The organism is Pseudogemmobacter humi (assembly GCF_900609055.1).
GTDB lineage: Bacteria > Pseudomonadota > Alphaproteobacteria > Rhodobacterales > Rhodobacteraceae > Pseudogemmobacter > Pseudogemmobacter humi.
In genome coordinates, this window is record NZ_UXAW01000048.1 from 253,090 (window position 1) to 279,177 (window position 26,088).

Sequence of the window (26,088 nt, forward strand, 5' to 3'; positions counted from 1 at the left end):
GCGTCACGATGGGATCTCCTTTGGCAGAACGAACGGCCTCTGTTCGGCGGCCACCCGGATGGTCAGCATCGATTCGAGCGTGAAATAGGACCGCAGCAGCCGGAACGCGACATAGTCGGGCAAGGCCAGAAGCAGCGCGGGCAGCCCCGAAATCAGGATGACGAGCACCGCGACCATCAGGGACGCCCCCAGCATGACCGCGATCAGCGGTTGCCATTCCATCAGCCCGCGGCTGCCGGACCCCAGCAGATACTCGAGAAATCCGAACAGGATCAGCGGGATCATGGCGGTCCGGCGGGCCGAGTTGAACAGCATGTAGGGCAGCACCAGCCGCCCCCGGATCGAGGACTGGTCGGACAGGATCACCTGCCGGCAACGGGAGCTGACATGCAGGACCGAGCGGAACCAGCGCAGCCGCTGCTCGCGCAGATGGGTGAAGCTCACCGGAACCTCGGAGATGTAGCGGATCTTCGGGTCGACGACGATGCGATAGCCCATCTCGCCGATCCGCATCGAGATATCGGTATCCTCGCCGTTCATTCCGCTGACGAACCCGCCAAGGTCGCGGATCAGCGCGGTGCGGTAGACGGCCAGCATGCCGGGAACGCCGACCACACCGTTGATGCTCTGGAGCGCGACGGAATAGAAGCCGTGCTTCACCAGCGTTTCGATCTGGCGGGCGCCATCGAAAGGGCCGGTCCCCGGAACCATCGGCAGGCCACCGACCACGCCGGTCCGCGGGTGCGCGAACCAGGACACCGCCCGTGCAATCGACCCCGGAAGGATCTGCGTATCGGCATCGACCCGGATCAGGAGATCCGTCTCTGTCAGCCGCAGGCCGGTGTTCAGGGCATGCGCCTTGCCGGGCGTCCCCTCGCGGATCACGCGGCCCGAGATATTCGCGCATGCGGCAAAGGTGGTGGTGGCGATCTCGCCGGTGCGATCACGTGAATTGTTGTCGATCAGCAGCACATGGACCCTGCCGCCATAGTCCCTGGCGGCAAGGTCCAGCGCCTCGATTGTGCGGGCGATGATGTATTCCTCGTTGAAGGCGGGAACGATCACCGTCACGTCCGGGCTGAAGCCGGGATTGGCGGACCTGTCGCGGCGCATGAACCGCGCCGTCAGGTAAAGCAGCAGGAAGAACAGCGGCAGCACGAGAAAGACCCCGGGGCCAAGCCCGCCCAGGATGCCGCCATCGCGCAGCGTGCGGACCAGGCCCGCGGCCTTGTGCTCGACCAGTTGGGCGCCCAGCACCGCAAGGATCACAAGTCCTGCCGCCAGCGCAAGATTCCGCCGGAAGCCGTCATCGTGGCGCCTGATCGCAATCGCCCTCGGCAAGGTTGCATGTTCGAGCAGCCTGAGCGCGAACAGCGCCCAGCCGGACAGCCCGCTCAGGATCTCTGCCAGATGGAGCGGGACCGGAAGGCCCGTCGCGCTGGCGACCGTCGCGAGGCCGAGGTCGATCGACAGGCATATGATGGCATAGGTTGGCAGCAGGTCGGCGATCAGGCGGATCCGCGTCGCGTTATCGCGGCCCCAGAACAGGGCGAAGCAGAACAGAAAGGTGACCGAGAACGCACGCAGCCCGATGGCATGACCGCCCGTGAAACCGAGGGGAAGGATATAGTCGCCCGCCGGGAAGAACCGGGCAAGCGGTCCGTGGAACAGCAACACGATCTGCGCCGCCGAAAGCGCGCAGAACACCAGCAGCAGCATCGGCGCGCGCCAGAGCGGCAGCGGCCGGGCGAAGGTTCCCGGTGCGCTGTCGACCGAGGCGAAGACCGCCGGCCCGCTGCCGGTGGTCGCGCCGGCTGTCACGGTCCTTCTCCGTCGGTTCGGTCCCCGGCCTCCGGCGGCGCCTCCGGCGCGTCCTGCGCCGGTCCGATCAGCAGTCCCAGGGCATGATCGGAAATCTGACGCAGGCCGGGCTGGTCGGACAAGGCGACAAGGCGGGGGCCATTGTCTTCCCGCAGATAGACCCAGCCTTCCTGTCGGAGCGCCGTATCAGGATCCGGCAGATCGGCAAGACGCAGGATCGAGACCGATGCACCGCCCGCTCCTTCCTTCGGCATGGCGGGAAGGTCGGCCAGCAGTCGCGCGGCCGCCTGTGCCTCTGGAATGGTCAGGGCCGAAACACCGGCGGGGTCAAATGCGGCACTGTCGCCGACAAGATCGGCAAGCTGCGCCGATATTCCCCGGACGCGGCCCACCCCCGGCAAGAGGACGGAATCCGCGGCAAGTTCGGCGATCAGCGGAGGACCGTCATTGCAGACCCCCTCCACGCCGAAGCTCCGCCCGACGGTAATCTCGATCTGATTGCCGTGCCGCAGAAGCTCCGGTGGCAGCGCCGCACGGCGGCGCAGTTCCCCCTCCGTCGTGGTGAAGGCTTCGATCAGGCTGCCGTTGAGGGTGACATGGACGAGCCAGCCTTGCCCGGCCCCGTCGGGCATCTGGCGGGGGGCCGGTCCCGCAGGGATCAGGGGCCCAAGCCGCAGCCCGTAGTCGAGCGTCGCGGGCAGGCGGCCGTCCGGCAGGTCGTCCGCGGTGAAGCCATGGCGCCAGCTGTGCGATCCGGTGAAGGTCCGCAGCGATGCCCCGCCGGTTTCGCCGTCGGTCAGCGCGAGCGGCCATTCCCGTCTCATGGAAGGGCCGTTCCATGATCCCGGCCCGGCCAGCATGGCCGCAAGGTCGCCGGGCGTGGCCATGAACCCGCCCGGCTCCGCCCCGGTTGGCCGCAATTCGATCTCAAGGCCCGCACGGATCGCCTGCGCGGCAAGCATCAGCAGCTTTGCCTTGCTCTCATCCGTGCCGTCTTTGGGCCAGGCCAGCCCTGCCACCCCGCCAGCCGCACGATACCGGTCATCTGGCAAGACCAGCGGCCGGGCGGTAAGCGCGTCGAGCCGCGCCTCGGGCGCAAGGGTGACCAGTGCGTTGCCGATATCGGTGCTGCAAAGCCCCGTGGTGGAAACCCCGGTTACCGCGAAGGATATCTGCACCGTGTTGCGTGCAAGATCGCGGGCCAGCAGCGGCAGCACCAGTTCCCGGCGCTCGCGACCGGCGGCAAGCAGAACCTCGTGCCGCCTTTGCCCGTTGACCGAGACCCGAAGGATCGCGTTCACGGTGTCCGGGATTTCCGAGACATAGGGCAGCACCAGACTGGCTTCGGTCACCCGATGGCCCATCGGCAGCAAAAAGGCCATCCGGCCATAGCCCGGCAGGCCGGAGATCTGGACATTGCGCCCCACCGGAACGCCTCCCGCCGGCAGGATGGCGATCCTTGGCGACAAGGCGCGGCCAATGCTGCCCGCGGGGGTTTCCGCGCGCGCGGCGCCATCGCCGACCCAGAACGGACCAGCGCCTGAATAGCCTGTGTCGGGGACAGGCGGCGACCCGTTCCCCCCCGTGGCATCGACGACATCGGGCTGCTGCACGTGAACGGTCTGCAGCACGGACCCGGCGGCGAGCCCGATCACACCGAGCCCGAGAATCCGTAACATGGTGCGCAACTTATCCTCCTCCCGGCCGGTCGCATCCGTCCGCCCCCGGAAACAGCCAGGGGCGGATGTGATCAGGCAGTTATCGCCGTGGACGGCACCGCATCGGCCGCCATGTCCGCGCGCCAGAGCGACTGCGCCGGTATCCGCGAAAGGTCGCAGCGGTCGGCATAGCGCAGCGAGATTTCCAGCGTTTCGGTCAGCAGGCCGTCGGAAAGGGTGATCGGTTTCAGGCCGAGTTCGAGAAACGAGCGGTTGGAAACCACAAGATCGTTCTCGGCCGCTTCGAGGCGCGGATTGTCGACGAAGCTGATCTTCGCGCCGGTGATCCGCGCGACCAGAGCAGCCAGGTCGCGGATGCGGTGGGTCTCGGTCATCTGGTTGCGGATGCGCACCGGCTCGCCACGCGCCGGAGGGTTCTGCACCGCCAGCGCGATGCAGCGCACGGTGTCCTGAATGTGGATGAAGGCCCGGGTCTGCCCGCCCGTCCCATGCACGGTCAGGGGATGGCCAACCGCCGCCTCGATCAGGAAACGGTTCAGCACGGTGCCATAATCGCCGTCATAGTCGAAACGGTTGATCAACGCCGGGTCGCGCCGCGTTTCTTCGGTCTGGGTGCCCCAGACGATGCCCTGATGCAGGTCGGTGATCCGCAGCCCGTCGTTCCTGGCGTAGAACTGGAACAGAAGCTGATCGAGCGATTTCGTCAGATGATAGACGCTGCCCGGGTTGGTCGGATAGAGGATCCTGCGCGACAGCATCCGATCCGACGGGCCTTTCAGAAAGACCTCCAGATAGCCTTCGGGGATCTCCAGCCCGTCGCCGTCATAGCCATAGACGCCCATCGTGCCGAGATGGATGACATGGGCATCGAGCCCCACAGATGACAGGGCGACCAGCAGATTATGCGTCGCGTTGATGTTGTTGTCGACGGTGTAGCGTTTTTCCGTCGGTCCCTTCATCGAATAGGGGGCCGCGCGTTGTTCTGCGAAATGGATGACGGTTTCGGGCCGCACACGGTCCAGAAGGGCCGCCAGCCCATCGTAATCCTGCGCCACGTCGAGGGTGACAAAATCGATATGCGCGCCGGAGACGCGGGACCAGGCCGCAAGCCGCTCCGGGGGCGAGGCGATCGGCGTCAGGCTCTGGGCCCCAAGCTGATCTGCGATGGCCCGTCGCGACAGGTTGTCCACAATGGTGACCGCGTGGCCGATGCTGGAAAGGTGCAGGGCCGTCGGCCAGCCGCAAAACCCGTCCCCACCAATGATCAGTACAGCCCCTGCATCCAAAGCCATGTTCTTAACCGATTCTTTACTCGTCAACCACGTTCATCATATACTTTATATATTGATTACATACTATAGAATACGAAGTTCCTTAACGAATGCGTTGAGGCAGGACGGTGGTGACGGCAACAGAAACGGGGCTACACAAGCAGCGTTGCTCCGTAATTATGCCGGGGCCGCTCATGGCTCAGAAACCGCTGTCTGTTTCGGGGGCGGATTTCAGAGCGCTGATTGCGTGATCTGCTGCGCCTGCTGGTGGCCGGCATCATGACCAGCCCCTGCAATGTCCTGTTTCTCTGCACTGGGAATTTAGCGCGCTCGATCCTGGCCCGAACCTGGATATCTCCACAGCGGCCTGTGAGAGGTGGCAGCTTCGGGGCCGGAGACAGGACCGTATCTGATCACATGCCCAACCGACCCATGTCTCGTCTCTCTGCGGAAAGTGCTGAAGATCTGGGGTAAGAGCGGAAGGATGCCGCCTGCCCCTTTGCGCTGCTGGAGCGGGTTGGAAGCCAGCGGCCCGTCAGGAACCCGTTTGGCGGTGACGATCAGCCTTGCGACGTTCCTCAGAATCCGCCGACAGCGTCGGTGCATCATCTGATCACGAAATTGCAACGCCGCGCACAGAAGTCACAGTCATGGAGCGGGCGATTTCAAGGTGTCAGAACCGCTCCGGCACTCCTTTCTGATGGGATATCAGAGGCAGGGCGGAAGCCCCCGGCGGGGGTATTTCCGTCAGGACGAAAGTCCCTTTACTCCTGAACCAGGGAGCGGGCGCCACTGGTTCGGCCTGCATCCCGGGGCTCTCTGCTACGCCAGGGCGTCGGGCCGGAAGGCCGGGGGGATCCCGTCCTCGTCCGCCAGCACCAGCGCCGCCAGCAGTTCGGCGCAGCGCGGCGCCATGCCGAAGCCGGTCTTGAAGCCGCCGTTCGCGATGAAATGCCCTTCGCGCCCCGGCCAGGCACCAATGAGCGGCATCCGGCTTTTCGCCCGCGGCCGCAGCCCGGCCCACAGCTCCAGCACCTCGGCCCGGGCGAGGCACGGCAGCAGCGCGCGGGCGCGGGCGATCAGGTCATGGGCCTGGCGGTCGGGGCCGGGCTCAGACCATTGCGTCTCGCTGGTCGAACCCACCGCCACCGTCCCGTTGGCATGGGGCACGAGATGCAGCCCGGGCGCGTAGATCTGCGGCAGGTCGCGGGCGTCATGGCGCAGGAGCGCGGCCTGGCCCTTCACCCCGGAGCCCACCGTCCGGCCCAGAGCGGCTGAAAGATCGCCAAGCCCCGCGACCCCGGTGGCGTGGATCACCTGACCCTCGTCGCGGCCCTCGCCGATCACGATCTCTGCGCCCGTGGCGCGCAGGGCGGCCAGCAGCGCGGCTCCGGCGGCGCGGGGCGAGAGGCGGGCGGTCAGGGTGTCGAAGATCAGAAACCCGGTGGGTGAGGCGGGCTCCCATTCGGCGCCCGTCGCCTCCTGCACCTGCCAGAGCGCCGCGCCGCGCCAGAGCGTTTTTGCCGCTTCGGCGCGCTCGCGCGCCAGGTCCACCGCCCGCGCATCCGCCAGCGGTTGCAACCGGCCCGAACGCAGATAGCCGGGGTCTTCGCCGCCCGCCTGCGCCACCTCGCGCCACCAGCTTTCGGCCATCAGCAGGCTGTCGAACTGGAAGCCCTTCATCTCGTTCCAGCTTTCCGGCGCATGGGGAGCCAGCGCGCCCACCAGCCCGCCCGAGGCCCCGGCGCCGATCCGCTCGCGCTCGATCAGCCGCACCTTCGCGCCGCGCCGCGCGCAGGCCCAGGCCACCGAGAGGCCAAAGATCCCGCCGCCGCGCACCGTCACATCCACGCTTGCCATCCCGCCCCCGCTGCCGCAAAGCTCGGGGCCATGTCACAGCTCCCCGTGCCACAGCTCCCCGTGCCACAAACTCCCGTCCTGTCCTGGCTCGGCGATGCGATACCCGTCGCCACCGCCTTTGACGATCCCTATTTCAGCCTGAAAGGCGGGCTGGAGGAAACGCGACATGTTTTCCTGCGCGGCAACGGCCTGCCCGAACGGCTGACGGACGGGTTCCATGTGGCGGAACTGGGGTTCGGGACCGGCCTGAACCTGCTGGCGCTGGCGCTGGCCTGGCAAGGCCCGGGGCGGCTGCATTACACCAGTTTCGAGGCTTTCCCGATGGCGGCCCCGGACATGGCCCGGGCGCTGGCGCATTTCCCCGAGGCCGGCGCCGTGGCGGGACCGCTGCTCGCGGCCTGGGAAAAGCGCCTGACGCGGTTCGATCTGCCCGGGATCAGCGTCATCATCGTGACCGGCGACGCGCGCGAGACGCTGCCCGCCTGGACCGCGTCGGCGGATGCCTGGTTTCTCGACGGTTTTTCGCCCGCGAAGAACCCCGAGATGTGGGGCGCGGATCTGATGACCGCGGTCGCGCGACACACAAAGCCGGGGGGCAGTTTCGCCACCTATACCGCGGCGGGCCATGTGCGGCGCGCGCTGGCGGATGCGGGGTTCACCGTCAGCCGCCTGCCCGGTTTCGCGGGCAAGCGGCATATGTCGGCCGGGCGGCTGGCCTGATCAGCGCAGCACCATCCCCTCGGGCCAGGACAGGGTATAGCCCAGCGAAATCCCGCGCTCTTCGCCGCCCGCCAGATCGAATTCCCAGACCATCAGGCCGCGCTGGCCGTCCGGGTCGGTCTCGGAGGGCGCGGGCGAGGCGGTGGTCTTCACCACCAGATCCTGCTGCTCGGAATAGGGCACCTGGTCGATCACCCGCAGGGGCCAGGTCTCGGCCCCGAGGTTTTCGATCCTGAGCACTGCGGTCTCCGTCAGCTCGTTCGAGGTGGTGAACACCCCTTTCTGGCCAGAGTCGCGCAAAGGCATGTCGCGGGTCAGGCGGATCGTGTCCAGCGCGCCGAAGGCGATTTCGGCCCCGGCCCCGGCGGGGGTCATGGGAAGCCAGGTGCTGCCCACGAGCACGCCCTCGCGGTAGAGAAGCGCCTCGCCCGGCAAGAGCGGCTCGCCCGAGGTATTGGTCACTTCGGCCAGGATAAAGGCGGTCTGGTCGCGGCGCGGCACCGCGACGGCCCTCACTTCGGCCCCGATCCCGATCTGATCCAGCGCGAGGCGCAGATCCTCGACCCCCGAGGCGACATCCACCTTGCGCGGGTAATTGTAGACCACCGTTTCGCCCTCGGTCGCGGCGGTGGCGGTGATGGGCGCGGGGGCGGCGACGGCCTCCATCGCGGGCGCGGCCCCGGCGATCTTGCGGGCGTCGGTATCATATGCCTCCGCCGGGGCCTCTTTCTCTATCACCCGCAGCTCCGGCCAGAGCGTCGAGGGCGCCGATTGTTCCGAGGGGCGCGAGGAGGACAGCGTCAGGTCCACGCCCGCCCAGTCCTCGCCGGTGTATTGGGTGACGAGGACCGAGCGGTCGATCGCCACCTTCTCCTCGGCGCGGGTCAGGTGGATGTCGTAGAACGGCCGCCAGCCCGCTTCGGCGACGTAATGGGTAACGGTCAGCACGCCCTCGCCCTGGGCCGCAGCCTCTACCGCCACGGCGAGCGCGGTGTAATCGCTGTCGCGGGCGGGCAGCGCGTCAAGCGCGGCGCGGGCTTCGGCCTCGGTCTTCTGCGCCTCTTCCAGCACCTTCTGCGCGGCGCGCAGCTCGGTGCGGGCCAGCGCGGCCTCGCCCGCCGCCGCGAGCGTTTCCGCGCCGATCATCGCCGCCATGTCTTTCACCGACCCGGGCGTGGCGTTCTCGGGCAGTGCGCCGGAGAACGAGGACAGGAATCGGGCCTGCGCCTCGGCGGCGCCGATCCGGGCCTGCGCGGCCTCGACCGTGGTCAGCGCGGCGAGCGTCGCCTGTTCCGCGGCTTCCACCGCGGCTTTCGCGGCCTGTTGCTCGGGGCTCAGCACCTCGTCGCGCGGCGGCAGGCGGTCCGCGCGCAGGCTGAAGGCGCCGTAAGCAAAGCCCTCGTCGCCCGAAAGCCGCATCAGCCCGGCCTGGGTCGAGGCCGGCAGATCGGTGACCAGCAGCTCATGCGTGCCCTCCGACGGGGCGGTGAAGCTGACCTCGCGGGTGATCTTCGCGCCTTCGGGATAGACGGTGACGGCCGTCACCCGGCTGGTGGCAAGGATCGTATCGGCGAAGGCGGGCAGGGCGGTGGTCGTCAGCAGGGCGGCGAGAAGGGCGCGCATGGAAAGGCTCCGGTCAATGGTGACTGAACCGTCAGGCTGGTCCTGCGGGACGCAAACCGCAAGGCGGGAAATCCCGGCCCGGCCTCTGCCAGGGATCGGCGACCTCGCTGCGTCAAAAGGGGATTTCCCGGGTTCTGTGGATGTTTACCTCGCCTGGCAGGCTGGCTAGTCTCCGACCCGACAGGGCTTTGACCCGTTCCGGAGTGAGATCATTGATCAAAAAATATTTTACCAATGCCGGGAATGCGCTGCGCGGCGTCGTCAAGGTTTCCGAATTCTGCGCACTGCTTTTCGCGGTCTGGGCGATCTTCAACCCGCAAACGGTCGCGGATTATGTGGCGCGCTTCGAGGTGCATCTCGGCGAGGCCCGCCAATCGCTGGCCGCGATAAAGGCCAATACCGATAAGCTGGTAGAGAGCGGCCAAGAGACGGCAGACAACACGCGTGAAACCGCTGACAACACCGCCGAGACGGCGGTGAATACCCGCGAGACCGCCGGGAACACCGCTGAAATCGCCGACAGCAGCGCGCAGGTGGCTGCCAATACCGGCGAGACGGCACAAAGCGCCAGCGAGACCGCCGCGAATACCAAAGCTATCTCCGACGCCTATGCTGCGGCAGCCGAGCTCGGTCGTGGACTGACTGTCTCTTATTTCTGGAGCCGGAGCTATGATACGCCTGGTGAGATCACGGCATATTTAAGCGTCTATAGTAACAGTTCCACCCCGCTCTATGAAGTAACAGTCGCATTGTTCACCGAGCAAGGCGAAGAGGTCGTGCGCCGCCGGGGAGCTGTTTTGGTAGGAGATACCGGGCTGGGGGGTACGGTGACGTTCTTTTCAAGTGGCCTTGCCGCAGGACAGAGTGAATTCACCGGCGTTCTGTGTGTCGCAGGGCGCCCTGGTCAGGAAGCAGAGAGAGTCCATTATGCTCTGGTTTTGGGAGGACATCGCGAGCCTGATGGAGGCGTGAGCTTCAATGTGACCGAAATGGTCGTCGGTGCCGAGCCCGCGCCCTTCTGCGCCGGGCGGATCTGATCTGCGGGGATCCTGGGGGAAGGCACAGGCCAGACCCTTTCTGATCCGGCCCATTTCTGGGTGGGGCGCGGTCAAAAGCGAAGGCGCGACGGATCGCTCCGCCGCGCCTTTCGGTTCCGTTCAGGCCCGGATCAGCCCTTTTTCAGCACCCGGTTGCCCAAAGTCTCGGCGATCTGCACCGCGTTCAGCGCCGCGCCCTTCCTCAGGTTGTCCGAGACGCACCACAGCACGAGGCCGTTGTCCACCGTCGGGTCCTGGCGCACGCGGCTGACATAGGTCGCGTATTCGCCCACGCTCTCGATCGGGGTGACGTAGCCACCGGGCTCGCGCTTGTCGATCAGCATGATGCCGGGCGCCTCGCGCAGGATGTCCTGGGCTTCCTGCCAGTCCAGCGGTTCCTCGAATTCGATGTTGATCGCCTCGGAATGGCCGACGAAGACCGGCACCCGCACGCAGGTCGCGGTGACTTTGATCGAGGGGTCGAGGATCTTCTTGGTCTCGGCCACCATCTTCCATTCTTCCTTGGTGTAGCCGTCGTCCAGGAAGACGTCGATATGCGGGATCACGTTGAAGGCGATCTGTTTCGAGAACTTCTTCGGCGGCACTTCATGCACCGGGTTGTAGACCGCCTTGGTCTGCTCCCACAGCTCGTCCATGCCTTCCTTGCCCGCGCCCGAGACCGACTGATAGGTCGAGACCACGACGCGCCTGATCTTCGCGCGGTCGTGCAGCGGCTTCAGCGCCACCACCATCTGCGCGGTCGAGCAGTTCGGGTTGGCGATGATGTTCTTCTTCGAATAGCCCATGATCGCGTCGGCATTCACCTCGGGCACGATCAGCGGCACGGCCGGATCGTAGCGGTAGAGCGACGAATTGTCGATCACCACGCAGCCCGCGGCGGCGGCCTTCGGGGCGTATTGCTTCGTGGCCTCGGAGCCGACCGCGAACAGCGCCATGTCCCAGCCGGTGAAGTCGAAAGTGTCCAGGTCTTTGGTCTTGAGGGTCTTGTCGCCGAAGCTGACCTCGGTGCCCAGCGATTTGCGCGACGCCAGAGCGGCGATCTCATCGACCGGAAACTCGCGCTCGGCGAGGATGTTCAGCATTTCGCGGCCCACGTTGCCCGTGGCACCCGCGACGACGACCTTATAGCCCATCGGGGTTCTCCTGTTACCTGGCCCTGCACATCGCGCAGGGAAAGCCCTGTCCCAGACCATCGGGGACGAGGCCCATTATCCGAAAGGGGGGGCAGGGGAAAGCGCTAAAGCGGGGCTCAGGCCGGGCTCTCGCGCGAGAATGTATAGAGCGCGAGCCCCACCAGCACCATCAAAGCGAAACAGGCGAAGACGAGGGAATAGCCCTGGCCGGGCGTAAGGCCGCTGGTTTGCGCGGTGTCGAACAGCCGCCCGGTCACCTCCTGCGCGATGCCGACCGAGACGATGCCGAACAGGTTCACCAGCGTGACGCCCCGCCCCATCAGATGGGGGGGGATGAATCCCCTCGCATGGGCGGTGATGATCGGGAAGGTGGTGCCGAAGAGGCCCACCCCCACGAACAGAGCGGCAGCCAGCAGCCAGCCCGGCGCCGGGAGCAGCCACAGACCGACAAGGCACAGCAGCATCAGCGCGTTCCCAAGCGCCGCGGTGCGTTTCAGGCTGCGCATCCCGCGCGACAGCGGGCCGATGATCAGGCTGCCCGCGACCAGCGCGAGGCCCATGGCAAGGCCGACCTTGCCGATCTGGGCCTGGCCGAAGCCGTGAACGTCATGGAAATAGGGCCCGAGCCACAGGCCGCGCAAAGCGGCGGGCGGCGCGTAGCAGACCACCATCAGTGCGAGCACCGGCCAGAGCGGCCGGATCGCCAGCACCGACAGCACCGAGCCGCCCGTGCCGCGCCCCATCGGCGGGGGGTCGCGCACCACCACCAGCACTGCCAGTGCCATCACGAGCGTCATCCCCGCCACGGTCATGAGCGAGGCGCGCCAGCCCCAGGTTTCCGCCGCCAGCGAAAACGGCAGCGAGGCCGCCATATCGCCGAGCGAGCCGAGGCCGATGGTCACGCTCGCCAGCGTGCCGAACAGCACGGGGGGAAATTCACGCGCCAGGATGAAATAGGTCGCCACCAGCACCGGCGCGCAGCCCGACCCGATCAGCACCATGGCGAGTTTGATGTGCAAAGGCTCCTGCGCCATGGCAAAGCCCGCGGCGCCCACCGCCGCCAGCGCCAGCAGCGCCGCAGTTGTGCGCCGCGGCCCGATCCGGTCAAGCGCCACCCCCACCGGAAGCTGCGTCGCGCCGAAGGCGAGAAACCACCAGCCCGAGGCCGAGGCCAGATCCTGTTTCCCCGCGCCCAGTTCCAGTTCCAGCACCGGCGTCAGCACCGCCAGGAACGAGCGGAAGAATTGCGAGAAGAGGTAGCCGATGATCAGGCAGGCGATGCCGGCGCGCATGTCTTTTCCGCGTTCTGAAGGATTGGGGGTTGAAAATCCCGCCGCGACCCTGACAGCGGCGGCGGGCGGGGGCAAGGGCCGGCGGCTCCACATCCGGCGGTGAGAGCTGAGACAGGACGAAAAAGCCATGCCGCGCATCTGCCGGGCCGGTCGCCCGGATCCGTCCGGCGGAAGCCTCCGGCGGAAGCCTCCGGCGGGGATATTTAAGGACAGAAAATGAGCCTTAAGACGCAGATCATTTTCTGTCTCTAAATATCCCGGGGGTGAGGCCCGCAAGGGCCGAGGGGGCTGGCCCCCTCATCCCGGCCGGCCTCAGGCGGGGCGGGGGGCCATGGGCGCCTCGCGGATCGGCAGATGCACCAAAGCCGAGAAGGCGCCGACACCCACACCGATCCACCAGACCAGCGTATAATCGCCGTGCAGGTCGTACATCTTGCCGCCGAGCCACACCCCGAGAAAGCCGCCGATCTGATGGCTGAGAAAGACGAAGCCGTAAAGCGTGCCCATATAGCGCAGCCCCCAGATATGCGCGACCAGCCCTGAGGTCAGCGGCACCGTCGCCAGCCACAGGGCCCCCATCGCCGCCGAGAACACCAGCACCGAGGTGGGCGTGATCGGCAGCAGGATGAACACCGCGGCCACCAGGGTGCGCAGGGCGTAGATCCCCGCCAGCAGATATTTCTTCGTCCAGCGTTTCCCCATCCAGCCCGCCAGAACCGTGCCCACGATGTTGAAGAAGCCGATCACCGCGATCGACACCGCGCCAAGCGCCGAGGTCGTGTTGATTCCGATCATCGACAGCATCCCCGAAGGATCTATCGGCCCGCACAGCTCGGTCACGAAAGCGGGGAAATGCGCAGTGATGAAGGCCAGCTGATAGCCGCAGGAGAAGAAGCCGAGGAAGATCAGCGTATAGGACGGATCGCGGAAGGCGCGGTTCAGCACCTGGCCGAGGCTCTCCTCCAGTTCCGCCCGGCTCGCCACCTGGGGCGAGCGGATGAACGGCAGCGCGAACAGAGACAGCAGGATCACCGCGGCGAAGATCACGAAGACCCATTGCCAGGAATAATATTGCATCAGGAACTCGGCCGCGGGCGCCCCGATGACCTGGCCCGCCGATCCGGCCGCGGTGCCGATCCCGAGCGCCATCGAGCGGTGCTCGGGCGCGGTGGCGCGGCCGACGATGGCAAGGATCACCCCGAAGCCGGTCCCGGCGATGCCGAAGCCGATCACCACCGCCAGCGTCTGATGCTGCCATGCTGCGGTCGAAAGCGCCGTCAGCACGAGGCCGAGCGCATAGAGCACCGCCCCCGCGAAGATGGCCCGACGGTCGCCGAATTTCTCGGCCAGCGCGCCGAACAGCGGCTGGCCGATCCCCCAGGCCAGGTTCTGGATCGCGATGGCCAGCGAGAACTCGCTGCGCGCCCAGTGGAACTCTTCTGCGACCGGAATCTGGAACACGCCGAACGAGGCGCGGATCGCGAAGCCGATCATCAGGATCACCGATCCGGCGATCAGCACCGGCGTGATCAGGGGGGCGCGGGAGGCTGGGGACATGAGGCGGGCTCTTTCTGTTCGCGGCCGCGACCCTGCGCCCGTGCCCCGGCGGCGTCAAATGCTGAATTGTGATCCATACAAAGCCTGGTCGCGCCTTCCGGACCTGGCAGGGGTTGCAAATCCCCGCGCCACGGGGAAATCATGTCAGAACCGGCGAGTCGCCGGGTGAATATGGGGGCTGTCATGGAAGCGATCGTGATCTTTGCCGCTCTGCTGCTCGTCTGCGCGGGCCTGGCGGTGTCGCGCAGCCGCCGTATGGAGCCCCGGCGTATTCCTGTCCGCCGCCGCGGATGAGGGTATGACGCCAGGAGGGGCGGTGCCTGCCGGCCCTGCCCCCGCTGCTTCCTGGACGCTGACTGCGATGTGCGGGCGGACCCGGCATCACCATTTCACCGGATCCGGCGCGCGCGATCTGGCCCTCGCCGCGGAGTTCCGCACCCTGACGAGGCACATGGGCTATGACGTCTCCGCTCTTATATGGATGCCGGTCAGCTGTTGAGAGCGCTTCAGGATTTCGCCCGGCCTTTTGCACTATTCGATCTCAGTTCGGTTTCTCTCTTTCGCGACTTTCGTGAGGGCATGCGGACGGTCTCCGGCGTGCCGGGTTGTGAAACGGTTCATGCGGAGCAGGCGAACGCCACCGGATCGGGAGAACCTGTGACACGATCCGGACCCCGGCATCCTGCCGGCCGAAGTCTCCGGCCATGATGCATTCGCCCCGGAGCCTGGCTCGGGCAGGGGAACGCCACAGGTTCGGGTGAACCCTCGGGGTCATCCTGACTTCCACACCACGACACCGGTGATGTCCGGGCCGTTTCTTCCGGTTTGCCCGTTCTGACAGCTTGCCCGCCCGGCGCACTTGCCGGCGCGCAGCGCTCAAAGCGCGCCTTCAGACCGGGGGTCATGTCCCTTCCGGTCCCGTCATTCCGGCGGAGCGGTGTGGCGGCATTGGCCCCCGGGCCGCGATGGCGCTGCGGCGGCCCTTGGTGTCATGGATCCCGTTTGGATACCGTCGGCGGTGATACTGCCGTTCCGCGCCTCCGGCGGGATCCGCGCCGGCAGATCGGGAGCCTGAGCCCCCCTCGCCGGTTCTCCCGAACCGGTGGCGCTTCGCCGGCCCGGCATCCCCGCTGCGATTGTCGGCCATCTCGCCCGCCCCTCTGGCGTATCTGCATCAATACCGATGTGGATCCTGAGCTACCGGCGACGGCGGCCGACCCCGCGCCCGCGGATATGGGTCGGGCCGGAGAACAGCCCGGCTATGAGCAGGATCAGCATTGATCCGGGGCAAAAGCCTTGCGATTGTGTTTTCCCGGCGATTGGCCGCCCGCCTTCTCCGGAGACGTGACCTCTGTGCCGTCCACCGGCAGGGGCAGCGGCCCTGATGCCGCACGATGGGGATCTGGTCCTTCAGACCTGCGCAGGCCTGCGCGGCCCCACCAGGGTCAGGGTCCCACTCCGATCTGCCGGCGGCAGAGCGCCCGTGTGCCCGGGCACCGGCCCGTCGGGTCCGGACAGTCTCTCCACGCCCCCTTCGCCATGGCCGCCCCGACCCCATGCCTCCGGTTTCCCGAACCGGAGGCGACACCTTCGGCATATGTTCATGGCCTGATCTGCCGGAGCGGCAGCCCGGACAGCTCTCCGATCAGGAGGCGGAACCGGAGGGCCGCCACTGACAGGCCTCTCAGGATGCCCCCTTCCGCTCCGGGCCGCGACCCGGGCAAGCTGCGGGTCAGACCACACCATCAGGGAGCCGCGACGCTTCAGGACCGGTCGTAGCCGCACCGGTCCGCCCTTTGCAAAACAGGGAAAGGTCTGTTCAGAAGACCAATCTCACCTGCGGGCGCACAGACGTGAAGCCGTGAACCGGACAGAGGGTGCAATAAAGCCGTCTGTAAAGAGAATGCACATGGATCCCCGCCGGAATCGACTGCCGTTCGTTCCGTGGATTGCCGAGATAGAGAAAGCTCTCTGAACTGCTGCCGGTTTTGTGTACAGCGGGTTAAGCTGGCATAGCGGGGGCTTTGAACTCCGTGGGGCTGATGTGGCCCGGTTCCGAATGCCTCCTGCGCGGGTTTCAGAAGCGCTCGATGTCATCGAAGCCGTGGGCACGCGCTTCGTTTCTGGTTCGACAGACCTTGCTGGCTGTCCGTTCGGTCTTCTGCGTTGAGAAGAAGCTCTCCATTGCCGGATTGTCCCGGACATTGCCCGCGCGGCTCATCGGGCAGGTGATCCCATTGTCGGCCAGAAGCCGCTGGAACTGCTCGCTTGTATATTGCGATCCCTGGTCCGAATGATGAAGCAGAGTGTCGGCTTTCCCGCGCCGCCAGCGGACGCCACAGGTCCGGTCGCTGGCCTTGAAGCTCGTCCTGATCGCTGCGACGAGCTTCGCGTCATGGATCACGCGGGTGCCGGGAGGGCGGCTGAGCCAGGCATGAAAGCCGGACCGCGAGACCTCCGGAGCCTCGCAGAGACAGCTGACCGGCCAGATGTGGCGCTGTTTGGCGATGAAGGCGAACCTCATATTCTTTCGGCTGATCGCTCGAACCAAGGGCGCAATCAGCCTCAAACGCGCGCGAAAAAAGCCGCAGCTTTCTTCGAGGCATGTCATGCTCCGCCCGGAGCCGGGAGGCCTCTTTCTTCAGAGCCGAAATCTCGGCCAGACCGGCCGGCATCTGCCCGTTCCCGGGGAAAGCTGTGGCCGGGGTTGTGGTCCGTTCCCGCATCCAGCGGCGCAGGACGCTCGCCGCAACGGCAAGGTCACGGGCCGCCTGCGCTGCCGCTACGCCCCCATTCGTCGGGGAATTGATCCCCCGGATCAATTCCTGATCCTCCTCATACGTCACCAGCCTCATGGCCTCGATCCTGAACTCACGGCTGAACGTCCGTCTCGTCATATCCACTCTCCGGTTCCCTAGGCACGATCTCATCGGCGTGTCAACGAAACAGGCAGAAGCTCACCTTGAGCCACTGAGACATGATCCCGATGCGGTTTCGACGTTTGTAGCGGCGCTTGTCGTATCGGACTGTCTTCTTGCGGGTTTTACGTTCGGGGATGCAGGCGCTTATTCAGATTTCCTGAGCCCGAATACCTCCGGCCAGCATTGTTGCCACCTATCCCGAGACCTGGGTGCAGAAGACAGATAGGACGCCATCGGACAAGTTTGTACTCTTGTTTTGTTTCTTCGTTCGTAATCCAATCCTGTTTCAGGCTCTTACCTGCCAGCCGCTCCGCCAGTCCCGGCGTCGGCTGCCTCCGGCGGGGATATTTAAGGACAGAAAATGACCCTGCTCTCATTTTCTGTCTGAAAATATCCCGGGGGTGAGCGCGTAAGCGCGAGGGGGCAGGGCCCCCTCTTCTCAGGCCAGATGCGGGCGGAAGGCCTGGATCACCTGCTCATAGACCGCGCGTTTGAAGGGGACGATGGATGCGATCATCTCATCCGCGCCGATCCAGCGCCAGGCCGCGAATTCCGGGTGTTCGGTGTCGATGCGGATCTGATCGTCCCGGCCGAGGAAACGGAACAGGAACCATTTCTGCCTTTGCCCGCGGTATTTGCCGCCCCAGACCCTGCCCAGCAGTTCCGGCGGCAGGTCGTAGGTCAGCCAGTCCTCGGTCTTCGCGACTTTCTCGACCAGATCGGCGGTGACGCCGGTCTCTTCCCACAATTCGCGCAAGGCCGCCTCTTTCGGCTTTTCGCCGGGGTCGATCCCGCCCTGGGGCATCTGCCAGGCGGGGCTGGACGCCCCGCCATTGTCGATCCGCTGGCCGGCGAAGATCCGGCCTTCGCGGTTGATCAGCACCACCCCCACGCAGGGGCGGTAAGGCAGCCCGCCACCCGTCGCGTCGTCCATCTCAGGGCGCTTCCGGGCTGAAGGTGGTCAGGCCCTTCAGGATGTCCACCGCATAGGCCAACTGGTAATCCTCGTCGCGCAGCTTGGCGCTTTCCTCGGCGGCCGCCTGTTCCTCCAGATAGAGCGTCTTCTCGTCCTCGGTCATCGAATCGTTCGAGATCGCGCCGCGCAGATCGGCCTCGGTGCGCGGCTTCACCGCGGATTTCGGCTCTTCCGCCGGGGTGGCGGTGGCGGGGTTCGGCTTCGCGGGCTGCTGCACCACGATGTCGGGCGAAATCCCGAGCGCCTGGATCGACCGGCCCGAGGGCGTGTAATAGCGCGCCGTGGTCAGTTTCATCGCACCGTCGCCTTTCAGCGGGATCAGCGACTGGACCGAGCCCTTGCCGAAGCTCTTGGTGCCGACCACCACCGCGCGGCGGTGATCCTGCAAGGCCCCCGCGACGATTTCCGAGGCCGAGGCCGAGCCGCCGTTGATCAGCACGACCACCGGCTTGCCCTGGGCCAGATCGCCGGGCGTCGCGTTGTGGCGCTCGCCGTCCTGGGGGCTGCGGCCGCGGGTCGAGACGATCTCGCCCGAATCGAGGAAAGCGTCCGAGACCGAGATCGCCTCGTTCAGCAGGCCGCCCGGGTTGTTTCTCAGGTCGATCACCACGCCTTGCAGCTTGTCGATGCCGCCGAGCTCTTCGATTCCCTTCTTCAGCGCTTCGGCCACGCCGGTGGTGGTCTGGTCGTTGAAGGTGGTGATGCGCAGAACCACCGCCTTGCCGACGGTGCGGCCCTTGACCGCCTCCAGCTTGATCGTGTCGCGGATGATCGACACGTCGAACGGCTGGTCGGTGCCCTGGCGCACCACGGTGATGATGATTTCCGAGCCCACCGGCCCGCGCATCAGATCGACCGCCTGGTTCAGCGTCAGGCCGAGAATCGATTCGCCGTTCACATGGGTGATGTAGTCGCCGGCCTGGATCCCGGCCTTGTCGGCGGGGGTGTCGTCCATCGGCGAGATGACCTTGACGAAGCCCTCTTCCTGGGTGACCTCGATCCCGAGACCGCCGAACTCGCCCTTGGTCTGCACCTGCATATCCTCGAAATCCTTGGCCGAGAGATATGAGGAATGCGGGTCGAGCGAGGTCAGCATGCCGTTGATCGCGGCCTCGACCAGTTTGGTGGTGTCCACCGGCTCGACATACTGGGCGCGGACGCGCTCGAAGATATTGCCGAACAGATCGAGCTGTTCGTAAACCGAACTGTCGCGGCTGGCCTGTTCGGCGATCAGCGGCCCGACCTGGGCGGTCAGCACCACACCGGCGAACGCCCCGCCCGCGGCGGCAAACATGAGTTTCTTCATCCGGGTCTCAGTCTCCTGTCGAGGCGGTTGCTGCGAACCATTCGGTCGGGTCCACCGGGGCGGCGCCCAGTCTCAGTTCCAAGTAAAGCGTTTCCGTATCGGATGCGCCAGCCCCACCCTGCGCGGCGCCGTCGTCTCCGCCCATCAGGCCAAGCGGCGCGCCTGCGGCGACGACTTCGCCCACCTCGCCATAGACCGTGCCGAGACCGCCGAGAACCAGAAGATAGCCGTCTCCTGGCTCCAGGATGATCACATTTCCGTAGTCGAGCAGCGGGCCGAGATAACGGATCGTCCCGGGCCAGGGCGCCGAGATCAGCGCGCGCGGCCTTGTGGCCAGCGTCATGCCGGGGCGGCGCACGCCCGCGGCATCGGCCTCGTCGGGGCGGCGGATCAGCGTGCCGATCACCGGCAGCGGCAATTCGCCCATGGTCGAGACGAAGGGCCGGGGGCTGGCGCTGTCGGACGAGCTTTCGATCAGCCCGGCGGCGAAACTGTCCAGCGTATCGGCGCTTTGCAGCAGATCGCGCAGCACCTCGGGATCTTCGGTGAATCGTCTGGGCAGGTCGGTGCGGTCCGAGATCGCCTTCGACAGCGCGGTGCGCGCGGTCTGGGCCGCGCCAAGCCCCTCGGTCAGGTGCCTGCCCGCCGAGATCTGAAGCGCGCGCAGATCGGCGAGTTCCTGAAGCTCGGCCTTCAGCGCATCGGCCTCGGCCTGGATCGCGGGCGTCACTTCGGCCAGCATCATGCCCGACCGCGCGGTGCCGAGGGGGCCGGAAGGGTGCAGCAGAAGAAGCGGGCCCTGGCTTTGCTCCATCTTCGCCAGCACCGCGACCAGCTGGCCCACCCTGTCGCGTTTGGCGTTGAAGCGCAGCTTCAGCGCGGTTTCGCGCAGTTCGGCCTGGCGCAGGGCCTCGCGCAGGGCGGCAAGGCCCTCTTCATAGGCGCGCACGGTCTGGGTCAGCGCCGCCACCTGGGCGCGGCCCGAGGTCGCGGCCTCCAGCGCCGCCACCGCCTCGCGCAGCTGTTCCGAGGCCAGGGCGGCCTGGTCCGAGATCGTGCTGCCCGCTCTCGCTTCACCCGCCACCGCCTCGCCCTGCGCGCCAAGCGGCTGCGCCGCGAAAGCGGCGGCCAGCAGGGCGGCAAGGGCGAGGGCGCGGGTCACAGGATCAGGCTTTCGCCGGTCATCTCGGGCGGCTGCGGCAGGCCCATCAGGGCCAGCAGCGTCGGCGCCAGATCGGCAAGGCGGCCGCTGCGCAACCGCGCGCCCGGCGGGCCGCCGACCAGGATCACCGGCACCGGATTGGTGGTATGGGCGGTATGCGGCTGGTGGGTCACCGGATCGCTCATCACATCGCAATTGCCGTGATCGGCGCAGACGATCATCGCGCCGCCGGCCTTTTCCAGCGCGGCCACCGCAAGCGCCAGCCCGCGGTCCACCGCCTCGCAGGCCCTGATCGCCGCAGGCAGGCTGCCGGTATGGCCGACCATATCGGGATTGGCGTAATTCACCACGATCAGATCATAGCCCGCCTCTATCGCCCCGACCAGTTTCGCGCTGACCTCGGGGGCCGACATTTCCGGTTGCAGATCGTAGGTCGCCACTTTCGGCGATTGCGGCATGAAGCGGGCCTCACCCGGGAAGGGCTCTTCCCGCCCGCCGTTCAGGAAGAAGGTCACATGCGGGTATTTCTCGGTCTCGGCCAGCCGGAACTGGGTCTTGCCCTGGCGCGACACCCATTCGCCCAAAGTGTTCACCAGTTTCTGCTTGGGGAACATCGTGGCCATGAAGGAATTATGCGTTTCCGAATAATCCACCATGCCGAGCTGCGCCACCAGATGCGGGCGGCGGCCGCGGTCGAAAGCGCCGAACGCCGGATCGCCGATGGCCGAGAGGATCTCTCGCGCGCGGTCGGCGCGGAAGTTCAGGAAAAAGAGCCCGTCGCCGTCCTTCATGCCCCGGTAGCCGCCGATCACCGTGGCGGGGATGAATTCGTCTGTGGTGCCCGCGGCGTAATCCATGGCGAGGGCCTCGCCGGCCGAGGCGGCGGCCTCGCCCTGGCCGAAAACCATGGCGCGATACGCCTGTTCCACCCGTTCCCAGCGGTTGTCGCGGTCCATGGCGAAATAGCGCCCGGTGAGGGTGACGATCTTCGCCCCCGGCGGCAGCGCGGCCTCCAGTTCCGCCAGTTCCACCGCGGCCGAGGCCGGGGCCACGTCGCGCCCGTCGGTGAAGGCGTGGATCGCGACCGGCACCCCCTCGGATGCGATGATGCGCGCGGCTTCCAGCATATGCGCCTGATGCGCGTGCACCCCGCCCGATGAGGTCAGCCCCGCCAGATGCGCGGTGCCCCCGGTTTCCTGCAAGGCCGCGATGAAGGCGCGCAGCGCCGGGACATTGGCGAAGCTGCCGTCCTCGATCGCAAGGTCGATCTGGCCGAGATCCATCGCCACCACCCGGCCCGCGCCGATATTGGTGTGGCCGACCTCGGAATTGCCCATCTGGCCGGTGGGCAGGCCCACGTCCGGCCCGTAGGTCACCAGCGTCGCATGGGGGCAGGTCGCCATCAGCCGGCGGAAGGTGGGAATATCGGCCTGGGCCGGCGCCGAGGTGGCCGGATCCGGCCCGATGCCCCAGCCGTCGAGGATGCACAGAACGACGGGCTTCGGGGCGGACATCGCGGTCTCCTTGCGGCTTCGTGCCGGGGTTTTACGCCCGTGCCCCCTGGTCGGCAACCGCAGAAGCCAGGCTCACCCGCCTGTGATCTGTTTTTGCCGCATCCGTTGCCGCCAGAGCGTGAACAGACCCGCCGCGACCACGATCGCCGCGCCGATCACCACGTTCATCCGCAGGTTCTCGTTGAACAGCACCAGGCCAAGCAGCGAGACGAAGGGAAGCTGGAAATAGGCGAAGGGCTGGATGTCGGCGGCCTCGGCCACGTCATAGGCCTTGATCAGCAGCCAGTGGGCCAGCACCGCGCTGCAACACAGGATCGCCATCAGCCCCCAGTTCCCCGCGCTCATGCCCTGCCAGTGGGTCAGGCCGAAAGGGGTGATCGCCAGCGCGCCCATCATCCCGGTCCAGAAGAAGCTGACCTGGGCGCTGTCCTTGCGCGAGACATAGCGCGTCAGCAGCCCGTAAAGCGCGAACATCGCCGCGCCGAGGAACGGCACCAGCGACCAGAGCGAGAAGATCCCGCCGCCGGGGTTGAGGATGATCAGCACGCCGCCGAACCCGGCCAAGACCGCCAGCCAGCGCCGCCAGCCGACCTGTTCGCCGAGGATCGGCCCCGAGAACAGCGTCACCAGCAAGGGATAGCAGACGAAGACCGCATGGGTCTCGATCAGGCCCAGTTTGATGAAGGCGATGACCATCACGCAGATCTCGCCCACCAGCAGGATGCCGCGCAGGGCCTGGAGCAGGGGATATGCGCTGCGGCTTGCGGCGCGCAGGCCGCCCGGCGCCCGCGCCGCCAGCAGGGTCACGAAGACGGCGAAGAACCAGAACCGGATCATCACCACCATATAGATGTTCACCGCCTCGCCGAGATGGCGGGAGATGCCGTCCTGGATGGCGAAGATCGCGCAACTGGCGATCATCAGCCAGATCCCGAGTCTGGTGTTCTGTGGCGCGCTCATATCCCGCTGCTATCATGGGGCAGAAGCGGGCGACAGGGGGCCTGACGGCCTGCCGCCAGGCGCTGCGCCGATGGCCGGCCTGCGCCTGGCGCATGGCTGGCGCAGCTGTGATACGCCATGGACGGGTGCGACGGCGCCTACTTCGCCGCTTCCTGGGGTGCGACCGGCAGGGCGGGCGCGGCGGGCGCCAGATCGGGGGCCAGTTCCTCGAAATCGAAATTGTCCAGCCGGCGCGCGCGCTTTCCGGCCTTCTCGGACGAGATGCGGATCTCTTCGATATCCTTCGCGGCCTGGTGGAAATGGCGGTCCAGGTTCTCGACCCGGGTGCCGAGCCGTTCCACATCGGCATAAAGAAGCGACAGTTCCTTGCGGATCGCCCCGGCCTGTTCGCGCATCCGGGCGTCTTTCAGCACCGCCCGCATGGTGTTGAGCGTGGCCATGCAGGTGGTGGGCGAGACGATCCAGACCCGCGCCGTGAACCCCTCGCGCACCACTTCGGGGAAATTGGCGTGCAACTCCGCATAGACCGCTTCCGAGGGCAGGAACATCAGCGCGCCTTCGGCGGTCTCGCCCTCGATGATGTAGCGTTCCGCGATGGCGCGGATATGGGCGCGCACCGCGACGCGCAGGGCCTGGGCGGCCTCCTGCGTTTCGCGGGGCGTGGTGGCGCGGCGGAGCGCCTCATAGGCCTCCAGCGGGAATTTCGCGTCGATCACGATGGGGCCGGGCGGATTGGGCAGATGGATCAGGCAATCCGCGCGCCGCCCGTTCGCCAGCGTCGCCTGCATCGTATAGCTGTCGCGCGGCAGCGCCTTTTGGACGATATCGTTCAACTGGATCTCGCCGAAGGCCCCGCGGGTCTGCTTGTTGGCCAGAATGTCCTGCAAGGACAGCACATTGCCCGACAGTTTCTCGATCTTCTCCTGGGCGCGGTCGATGGTCTCCAGCCGCTGCTGCAACTCGCCAAGGCTGCGCGCGGTGCGGGTGGCGCTGCCGTGCAGCGATTCGTTCACCTGACGCTGCACATCCTGGAGCCGGGTCTCCATCAGCTTCAGCATCGAGCTTTGCGCGCTGGCCTGGGCGTCGGCGACATGCAAAAGCCCGCCCGACAGCCGCTCCTGACCCTCGGACAGCGACTGCACCCGCTGGCCCATCCAGGCCATCTCATTGAGCAAAGGCTGCACCGAACCCGCCGAGTGGCTGGCCGCGCGCAGGATCAGCAAGAGGATCGCGATCAGCACCAGCACGGCGGCCGCGATCAGCAGCACCTCGGGCGCGTTCCAGGGCAGGCTGGTGCCGAACAGGGTGATCATCTGCGCCCGAACAGCCTCTCGATATCGTGGAGTTTCAGCTCGACCCAGGTCGGGCGGCCGTGGTTGCACTGGCCCGAATTCGGCGTGACCTCCATCTCGCGCAAGAGCGCGTTCATTTCCTCGGGGCGCATCTGCCGGCCCGAGCGCACCGAGCCGTGGCAGGCCATGCGCGACAGCACCGCGTCGATCCGCGCCCGGGTCAGATGGCTGGCGCCCTGGTCCGCGAGTTCGTCGAGGATGTCGCGCAACAGGCCCGCGCCATCCACCGGGCCGAGGATCGCGGGCGTCTCGGTGATCGCCACCGCGCCGCCGCCGAAGGGCTCGACGACCAGCCCGGCCTGCGCCAGATCCGCCGCCGCCGAGAGGATCAGGCCCGCGTCGGGGGGCGAGAGGGTGACGATCTCGGGGATCAGCAGCGCCTGGCGGGCGATGCCGTGATCGGCCATCTGCGCCTTCAGCCGCTCATAGACCAGCCGCTCATGCGCGGCGTGCTGATCGACGATGACGATGCCGTCCTTCGTCTGGGCGACGATCCAGTTCTCGTGCAGTTGCGCGCGGGCGGCGCCGAGCGGGAAATCGGGCGGCGTATCCACCGGCTCGGGCGCGCGGACGGCGGGGGCCTCCGTCACGCCCGCGGGGCGCGGCGCGGCGGCGGGCTCCTGGAAAGCCGGAGTCTGAAAAGCGGGGGCCTGAAAGGCGAAAGCCTCGCGCAGGGTGGCCTGGGCCGGGCGTTCGGGCAGGGCGCCGGGGCGGAAGGCTTGCACCGCTCCGGCCCCCACCGTGGTCGAGGCGCGGTGCCCGGCCCCGGCCAGCGCCGAGCGGATCGCGGTGATGATCAGGCTGCGCGCGGCGTCGGGCTCGCGAAAGCGCACCTCGGATTTCGCCGGATGGACGTTCACATCCACCCTTTCGGGATCGACGATCAGGTTCAGGCAGGCCGCCGGATGGCGGTCGCGCGACAGCACGTCGAAATAGGCGGCCCGCAGCGCGCCGATCAGCAGCCGGTCGCTGATCGGGCGGCCGTTCACGAACAGATATTGCTGCGCCGACGAGCCCCGCGAATAGGTCGGCAGCGCGGCATAGCCGGCCAGGTGAAAGCCGTCGCGCTGCTGGTCGATCACCACCGCATTGGCGGTGAAATCGGCGCCGAGAATACGGGTCAGCCGCCGGTGCAGCGCGTCGAACAGATCGCCGGGCTCGGGGTCGAGCCGCAGGATCACCCGCGGCCCGTCCTCGCCCGCCTCCGTCAGGGTGAAGCCGACCGTGGGTTCCGCCATAGCGAGTCGCTTGACGATCTCATGGATCGCCTGGGCCTCGGCCCGGTCCGAGCGCATGAATTTCAGCCGCGCAGGCGTCGCGTGGAACAGGTCGCGCAACTCGACCACGGTGCCGCGCGACAAAGCCGCCGGGCGGGGGCCTTCGATCCGGCCGCCGGTGCAGGTGATGGCGGCGGCGTCATGGCCTTCGGCGCGCGAGGTGATCGTCAGCCGCCCTACGGCGCCCAGCGACGGCAGGGCCTCGCCCCGGAAGCCGAAGGTGCGGATGTTCAGAAGGTCGGAGCCGTCGATCTTCGAGGTGGCATGGCGCGACAGCGCCAGCGGCAGATCGTCGGGCGTCATGCCGCAGCCGTCGTCGGTGACGCGGATCAGCACCTTGCCGCCCGCGCTGTAATCCACCGCGATCCGCCGCGCTCCGGCGTCGAGCGCGTTTTCCACCAGTTCCTTCACCGCCGAGGCCGGGCGCTCCACCACCTCGCCCGCGGCGATGCGATTGATCGCCGCTTCGTCGAGCTGACGAATGACGGGCCGTCCGGCCCCCGTTATCCTGGGATCGTGAAGGGTCATGACGGCTATATCTAGCAGGGCCGCCCGAGTCGGGGAAGGCCGCTTTCATCCCGCGAGACGCGGGAGGGGGGCTGGGGG

At 67.0% G+C, this 26,088-nt stretch carries 17 protein-coding genes and 2 pseudogenes; 2 read left to right on the forward strand and 17 right to left on the reverse strand.

The window, feature by feature from the left end; genetic code table 11:
* Positions 1-3 precede the first annotated feature (3 nt).
* The 4 genes from XINFAN_RS06010 to XINFAN_RS06025 form a co-directional block, all read right to left on the reverse strand.
* Positions 4-1,821, reverse strand: coding sequence for a glycosyltransferase family 2 protein (locus XINFAN_RS06010; protein WP_233352137.1), 1,818 nt, complete (start codon positions 1,819-1,821; stop codon positions 4-6).
* Positions 1,818-3,509: a hypothetical protein gene (locus tag XINFAN_RS06015; RefSeq protein WP_160144551.1), complete on the reverse strand. Its 1,692-nt coding sequence runs from the start codon at positions 3,507-3,509 to the stop codon at positions 1,818-1,820. Before XINFAN_RS06015 ends, XINFAN_RS06010 begins: the two co-directional genes overlap by 4 nt.
* A gap of 62 nt (positions 3,510-3,571) precedes the next feature.
* Positions 3,572-4,792 carry an NAD-dependent epimerase/dehydratase family protein gene (locus tag XINFAN_RS06020; RefSeq protein WP_124085571.1) on the reverse strand — a complete coding sequence of 407 codons (1,221 nt, stop codon included), beginning with the start codon at positions 4,790-4,792 and terminating at the stop codon, positions 3,572-3,574.
* Between the two features lie 801 nt (positions 4,793-5,593).
* Positions 5,594-6,631, reverse strand: a complete 1,038-nt coding sequence (locus XINFAN_RS06025) for an NAD(P)/FAD-dependent oxidoreductase (protein ID WP_124085572.1) — start codon at positions 6,629-6,631, stop codon at positions 5,594-5,596.
* 30 nt (positions 6,632-6,661) lie between these two features.
* Between XINFAN_RS06025 and mnmC2 the strand changes: the two genes are divergently transcribed.
* Positions 6,662-7,351, forward strand: a complete 690-nt coding sequence (mnmC2, locus tag XINFAN_RS06030; RefSeq protein ID WP_124085573.1) for a tRNA (5-methylaminomethyl-2-thiouridine)(34)-methyltransferase MnmC2 — start codon at positions 6,662-6,664, stop codon at positions 7,349-7,351.
* On the opposite strand, the gene XINFAN_RS06035 is transcribed toward mnmC2, so the two are convergent.
* Positions 7,352-8,974: a DUF4139 domain-containing protein gene (locus XINFAN_RS06035; protein WP_124085574.1), complete on the reverse strand. Its 1,623-nt coding sequence runs from the start codon at positions 8,972-8,974 to the stop codon at positions 7,352-7,354. It abuts the gene before it with no gap.
* A gap of 212 nt (positions 8,975-9,186) precedes the next feature.
* Between XINFAN_RS06035 and XINFAN_RS06040 the strand changes: the two genes are divergently transcribed.
* Entirely contained in the window at positions 9,187-10,011 is an 825-nt protein-coding gene (locus XINFAN_RS06040; protein WP_124085575.1) for a methyl-accepting chemotaxis protein, read from the forward strand.
* A 131-nt stretch (positions 10,012-10,142) separates the two neighbouring features.
* On the opposite strand, the gene XINFAN_RS06045 is transcribed toward XINFAN_RS06040, so the two are convergent.
* The 12 genes and pseudogenes from XINFAN_RS06045 to mutL all read right to left on the reverse strand — a co-directional run bounded on the left by XINFAN_RS06045 (position 10,143) and on the right by mutL (position 26,010).
* Positions 10,143-11,165 (reverse strand): aspartate-semialdehyde dehydrogenase, encoded by a 1,023-nt coding sequence (locus tag XINFAN_RS06045; RefSeq protein ID WP_124085576.1) that lies wholly within the window; start codon positions 11,163-11,165, stop codon positions 10,143-10,145.
* Positions 11,166-11,281: 116 nt separating this feature from the next.
* Positions 11,282-12,457: an MFS transporter gene (locus tag XINFAN_RS06050; RefSeq protein ID WP_124085577.1), complete on the reverse strand. Its 1,176-nt coding sequence runs from the start codon at positions 12,455-12,457 to the stop codon at positions 11,282-11,284.
* A gap of 312 nt (positions 12,458-12,769) precedes the next feature.
* Positions 12,770-14,014 carry an MFS transporter gene (locus XINFAN_RS06055; RefSeq protein ID WP_124085578.1) on the reverse strand — a complete coding sequence of 415 codons (1,245 nt, stop codon included), beginning with the start codon at positions 14,012-14,014 and terminating at the stop codon, positions 12,770-12,772.
* Between the two features lie 2,002 nt (positions 14,015-16,016).
* Positions 16,017-16,869 (reverse strand): annotated as a pseudogene (locus XINFAN_RS06060) (IS3 family transposase).
* Between the two features lie 106 nt (positions 16,870-16,975).
* Positions 16,976-17,083: pseudogene (locus XINFAN_RS21940) on the reverse strand (IS5/IS1182 family transposase); the annotation flags it as partial.
* A gap of 291 nt (positions 17,084-17,374) precedes the next feature.
* Positions 17,375-17,869 carry an RNA pyrophosphohydrolase gene (locus XINFAN_RS06065; RefSeq protein WP_124085579.1) on the reverse strand — a complete coding sequence of 165 codons (495 nt, stop codon included), beginning with the start codon at positions 17,867-17,869 and terminating at the stop codon, positions 17,375-17,377.
* Position 17,870: 1 nt separating this feature from the next.
* Complete coding sequence (locus tag XINFAN_RS06070) at positions 17,871-19,217, reverse strand: S41 family peptidase (protein WP_124085580.1); 1,347 nt, start codon at positions 19,215-19,217, stop codon at positions 17,871-17,873.
* A 7-nt stretch (positions 19,218-19,224) separates the two neighbouring features.
* Entirely contained in the window at positions 19,225-20,301 is a 1,077-nt protein-coding gene (locus tag XINFAN_RS06075; RefSeq protein WP_233352142.1) for a murein hydrolase activator EnvC family protein, read from the reverse strand.
* Positions 20,302-20,375: 74 nt separating this feature from the next.
* Positions 20,376-21,893, reverse strand: a complete 1,518-nt coding sequence (gene gpmI / locus XINFAN_RS06080) for a 2,3-bisphosphoglycerate-independent phosphoglycerate mutase (protein ID WP_124085582.1) — start codon at positions 21,891-21,893, stop codon at positions 20,376-20,378.
* 72 nt (positions 21,894-21,965) lie between these two features.
* Positions 21,966-22,853 (reverse strand): DMT family transporter, encoded by an 888-nt coding sequence (locus XINFAN_RS06085; RefSeq protein ID WP_124085583.1) that lies wholly within the window; start codon positions 22,851-22,853, stop codon positions 21,966-21,968.
* A gap of 137 nt (positions 22,854-22,990) precedes the next feature.
* Positions 22,991-24,166, reverse strand: a complete 1,176-nt coding sequence (locus XINFAN_RS06090) for a DNA recombination protein RmuC (protein WP_124085584.1) — start codon at positions 24,164-24,166, stop codon at positions 22,991-22,993.
* Positions 24,163-26,010 (reverse strand): DNA mismatch repair endonuclease MutL, encoded by a 1,848-nt coding sequence (gene mutL, locus XINFAN_RS06095; protein ID WP_124085585.1) that lies wholly within the window; start codon positions 26,008-26,010, stop codon positions 24,163-24,165. Before mutL ends, XINFAN_RS06090 begins: the two co-directional genes overlap by 4 nt.
* Between the last annotated feature and the right edge of the window lie 78 nt (positions 26,011-26,088).

Coding starts and splice junctions, on each gene's coding strand:
- XINFAN_RS06020 (WP_124085571.1), bottom strand. CDS start 4,792: ATGGCTTTGGATGCAGGGGCTGTACTGATCATTGGTGGGGACGGGTTT.
- XINFAN_RS06025 (WP_124085572.1), bottom strand. CDS start 6,631: ATGGCAAGCGTGGATGTGACGGTGCGCGGCGGCGGGATCTTTGGCCTC.
- mnmC2 (WP_124085573.1), top strand. CDS start 6,662: ATGTCACAGCTCCCCGTGCCACAGCTCCCCGTGCCACAAACTCCCGTC.
- XINFAN_RS06035 (WP_124085574.1), bottom strand. CDS start 8,974: ATGCGCGCCCTTCTCGCCGCCCTGCTGACGACCACCGCCCTGCCCGCC.
- XINFAN_RS06045 (WP_124085576.1), bottom strand. CDS start 11,165: ATGGGCTATAAGGTCGTCGTCGCGGGTGCCACGGGCAACGTGGGCCGC.
- XINFAN_RS06050 (WP_124085577.1), bottom strand. CDS start 12,457: ATGCGCGCCGGCATCGCCTGCCTGATCATCGGCTACCTCTTCTCGCAA.
- XINFAN_RS06055 (WP_124085578.1), bottom strand. CDS start 14,014: ATGTCCCCAGCCTCCCGCGCCCCCCTGATCACGCCGGTGCTGATCGCC.
- XINFAN_RS06065 (WP_124085579.1), bottom strand. CDS start 17,869: ATGGACGACGCGACGGGTGGCGGGCTGCCTTACCGCCCCTGCGTGGGG.
- XINFAN_RS06070 (WP_124085580.1), bottom strand. CDS start 19,217: ATGAAGAAACTCATGTTTGCCGCCGCGGGCGGGGCGTTCGCCGGTGTG.
- gpmI (WP_124085582.1), bottom strand. CDS start 21,893: ATGTCCGCCCCGAAGCCCGTCGTTCTGTGCATCCTCGACGGCTGGGGC.
- XINFAN_RS06085 (WP_124085583.1), bottom strand. CDS start 22,853: ATGAGCGCGCCACAGAACACCAGACTCGGGATCTGGCTGATGATCGCC.
- XINFAN_RS06090 (WP_124085584.1), bottom strand. CDS start 24,166: ATGATCACCCTGTTCGGCACCAGCCTGCCCTGGAACGCGCCCGAGGTG.
- mutL (WP_124085585.1), bottom strand. CDS start 26,010: ATGACCCTTCACGATCCCAGGATAACGGGGGCCGGACGGCCCGTCATT.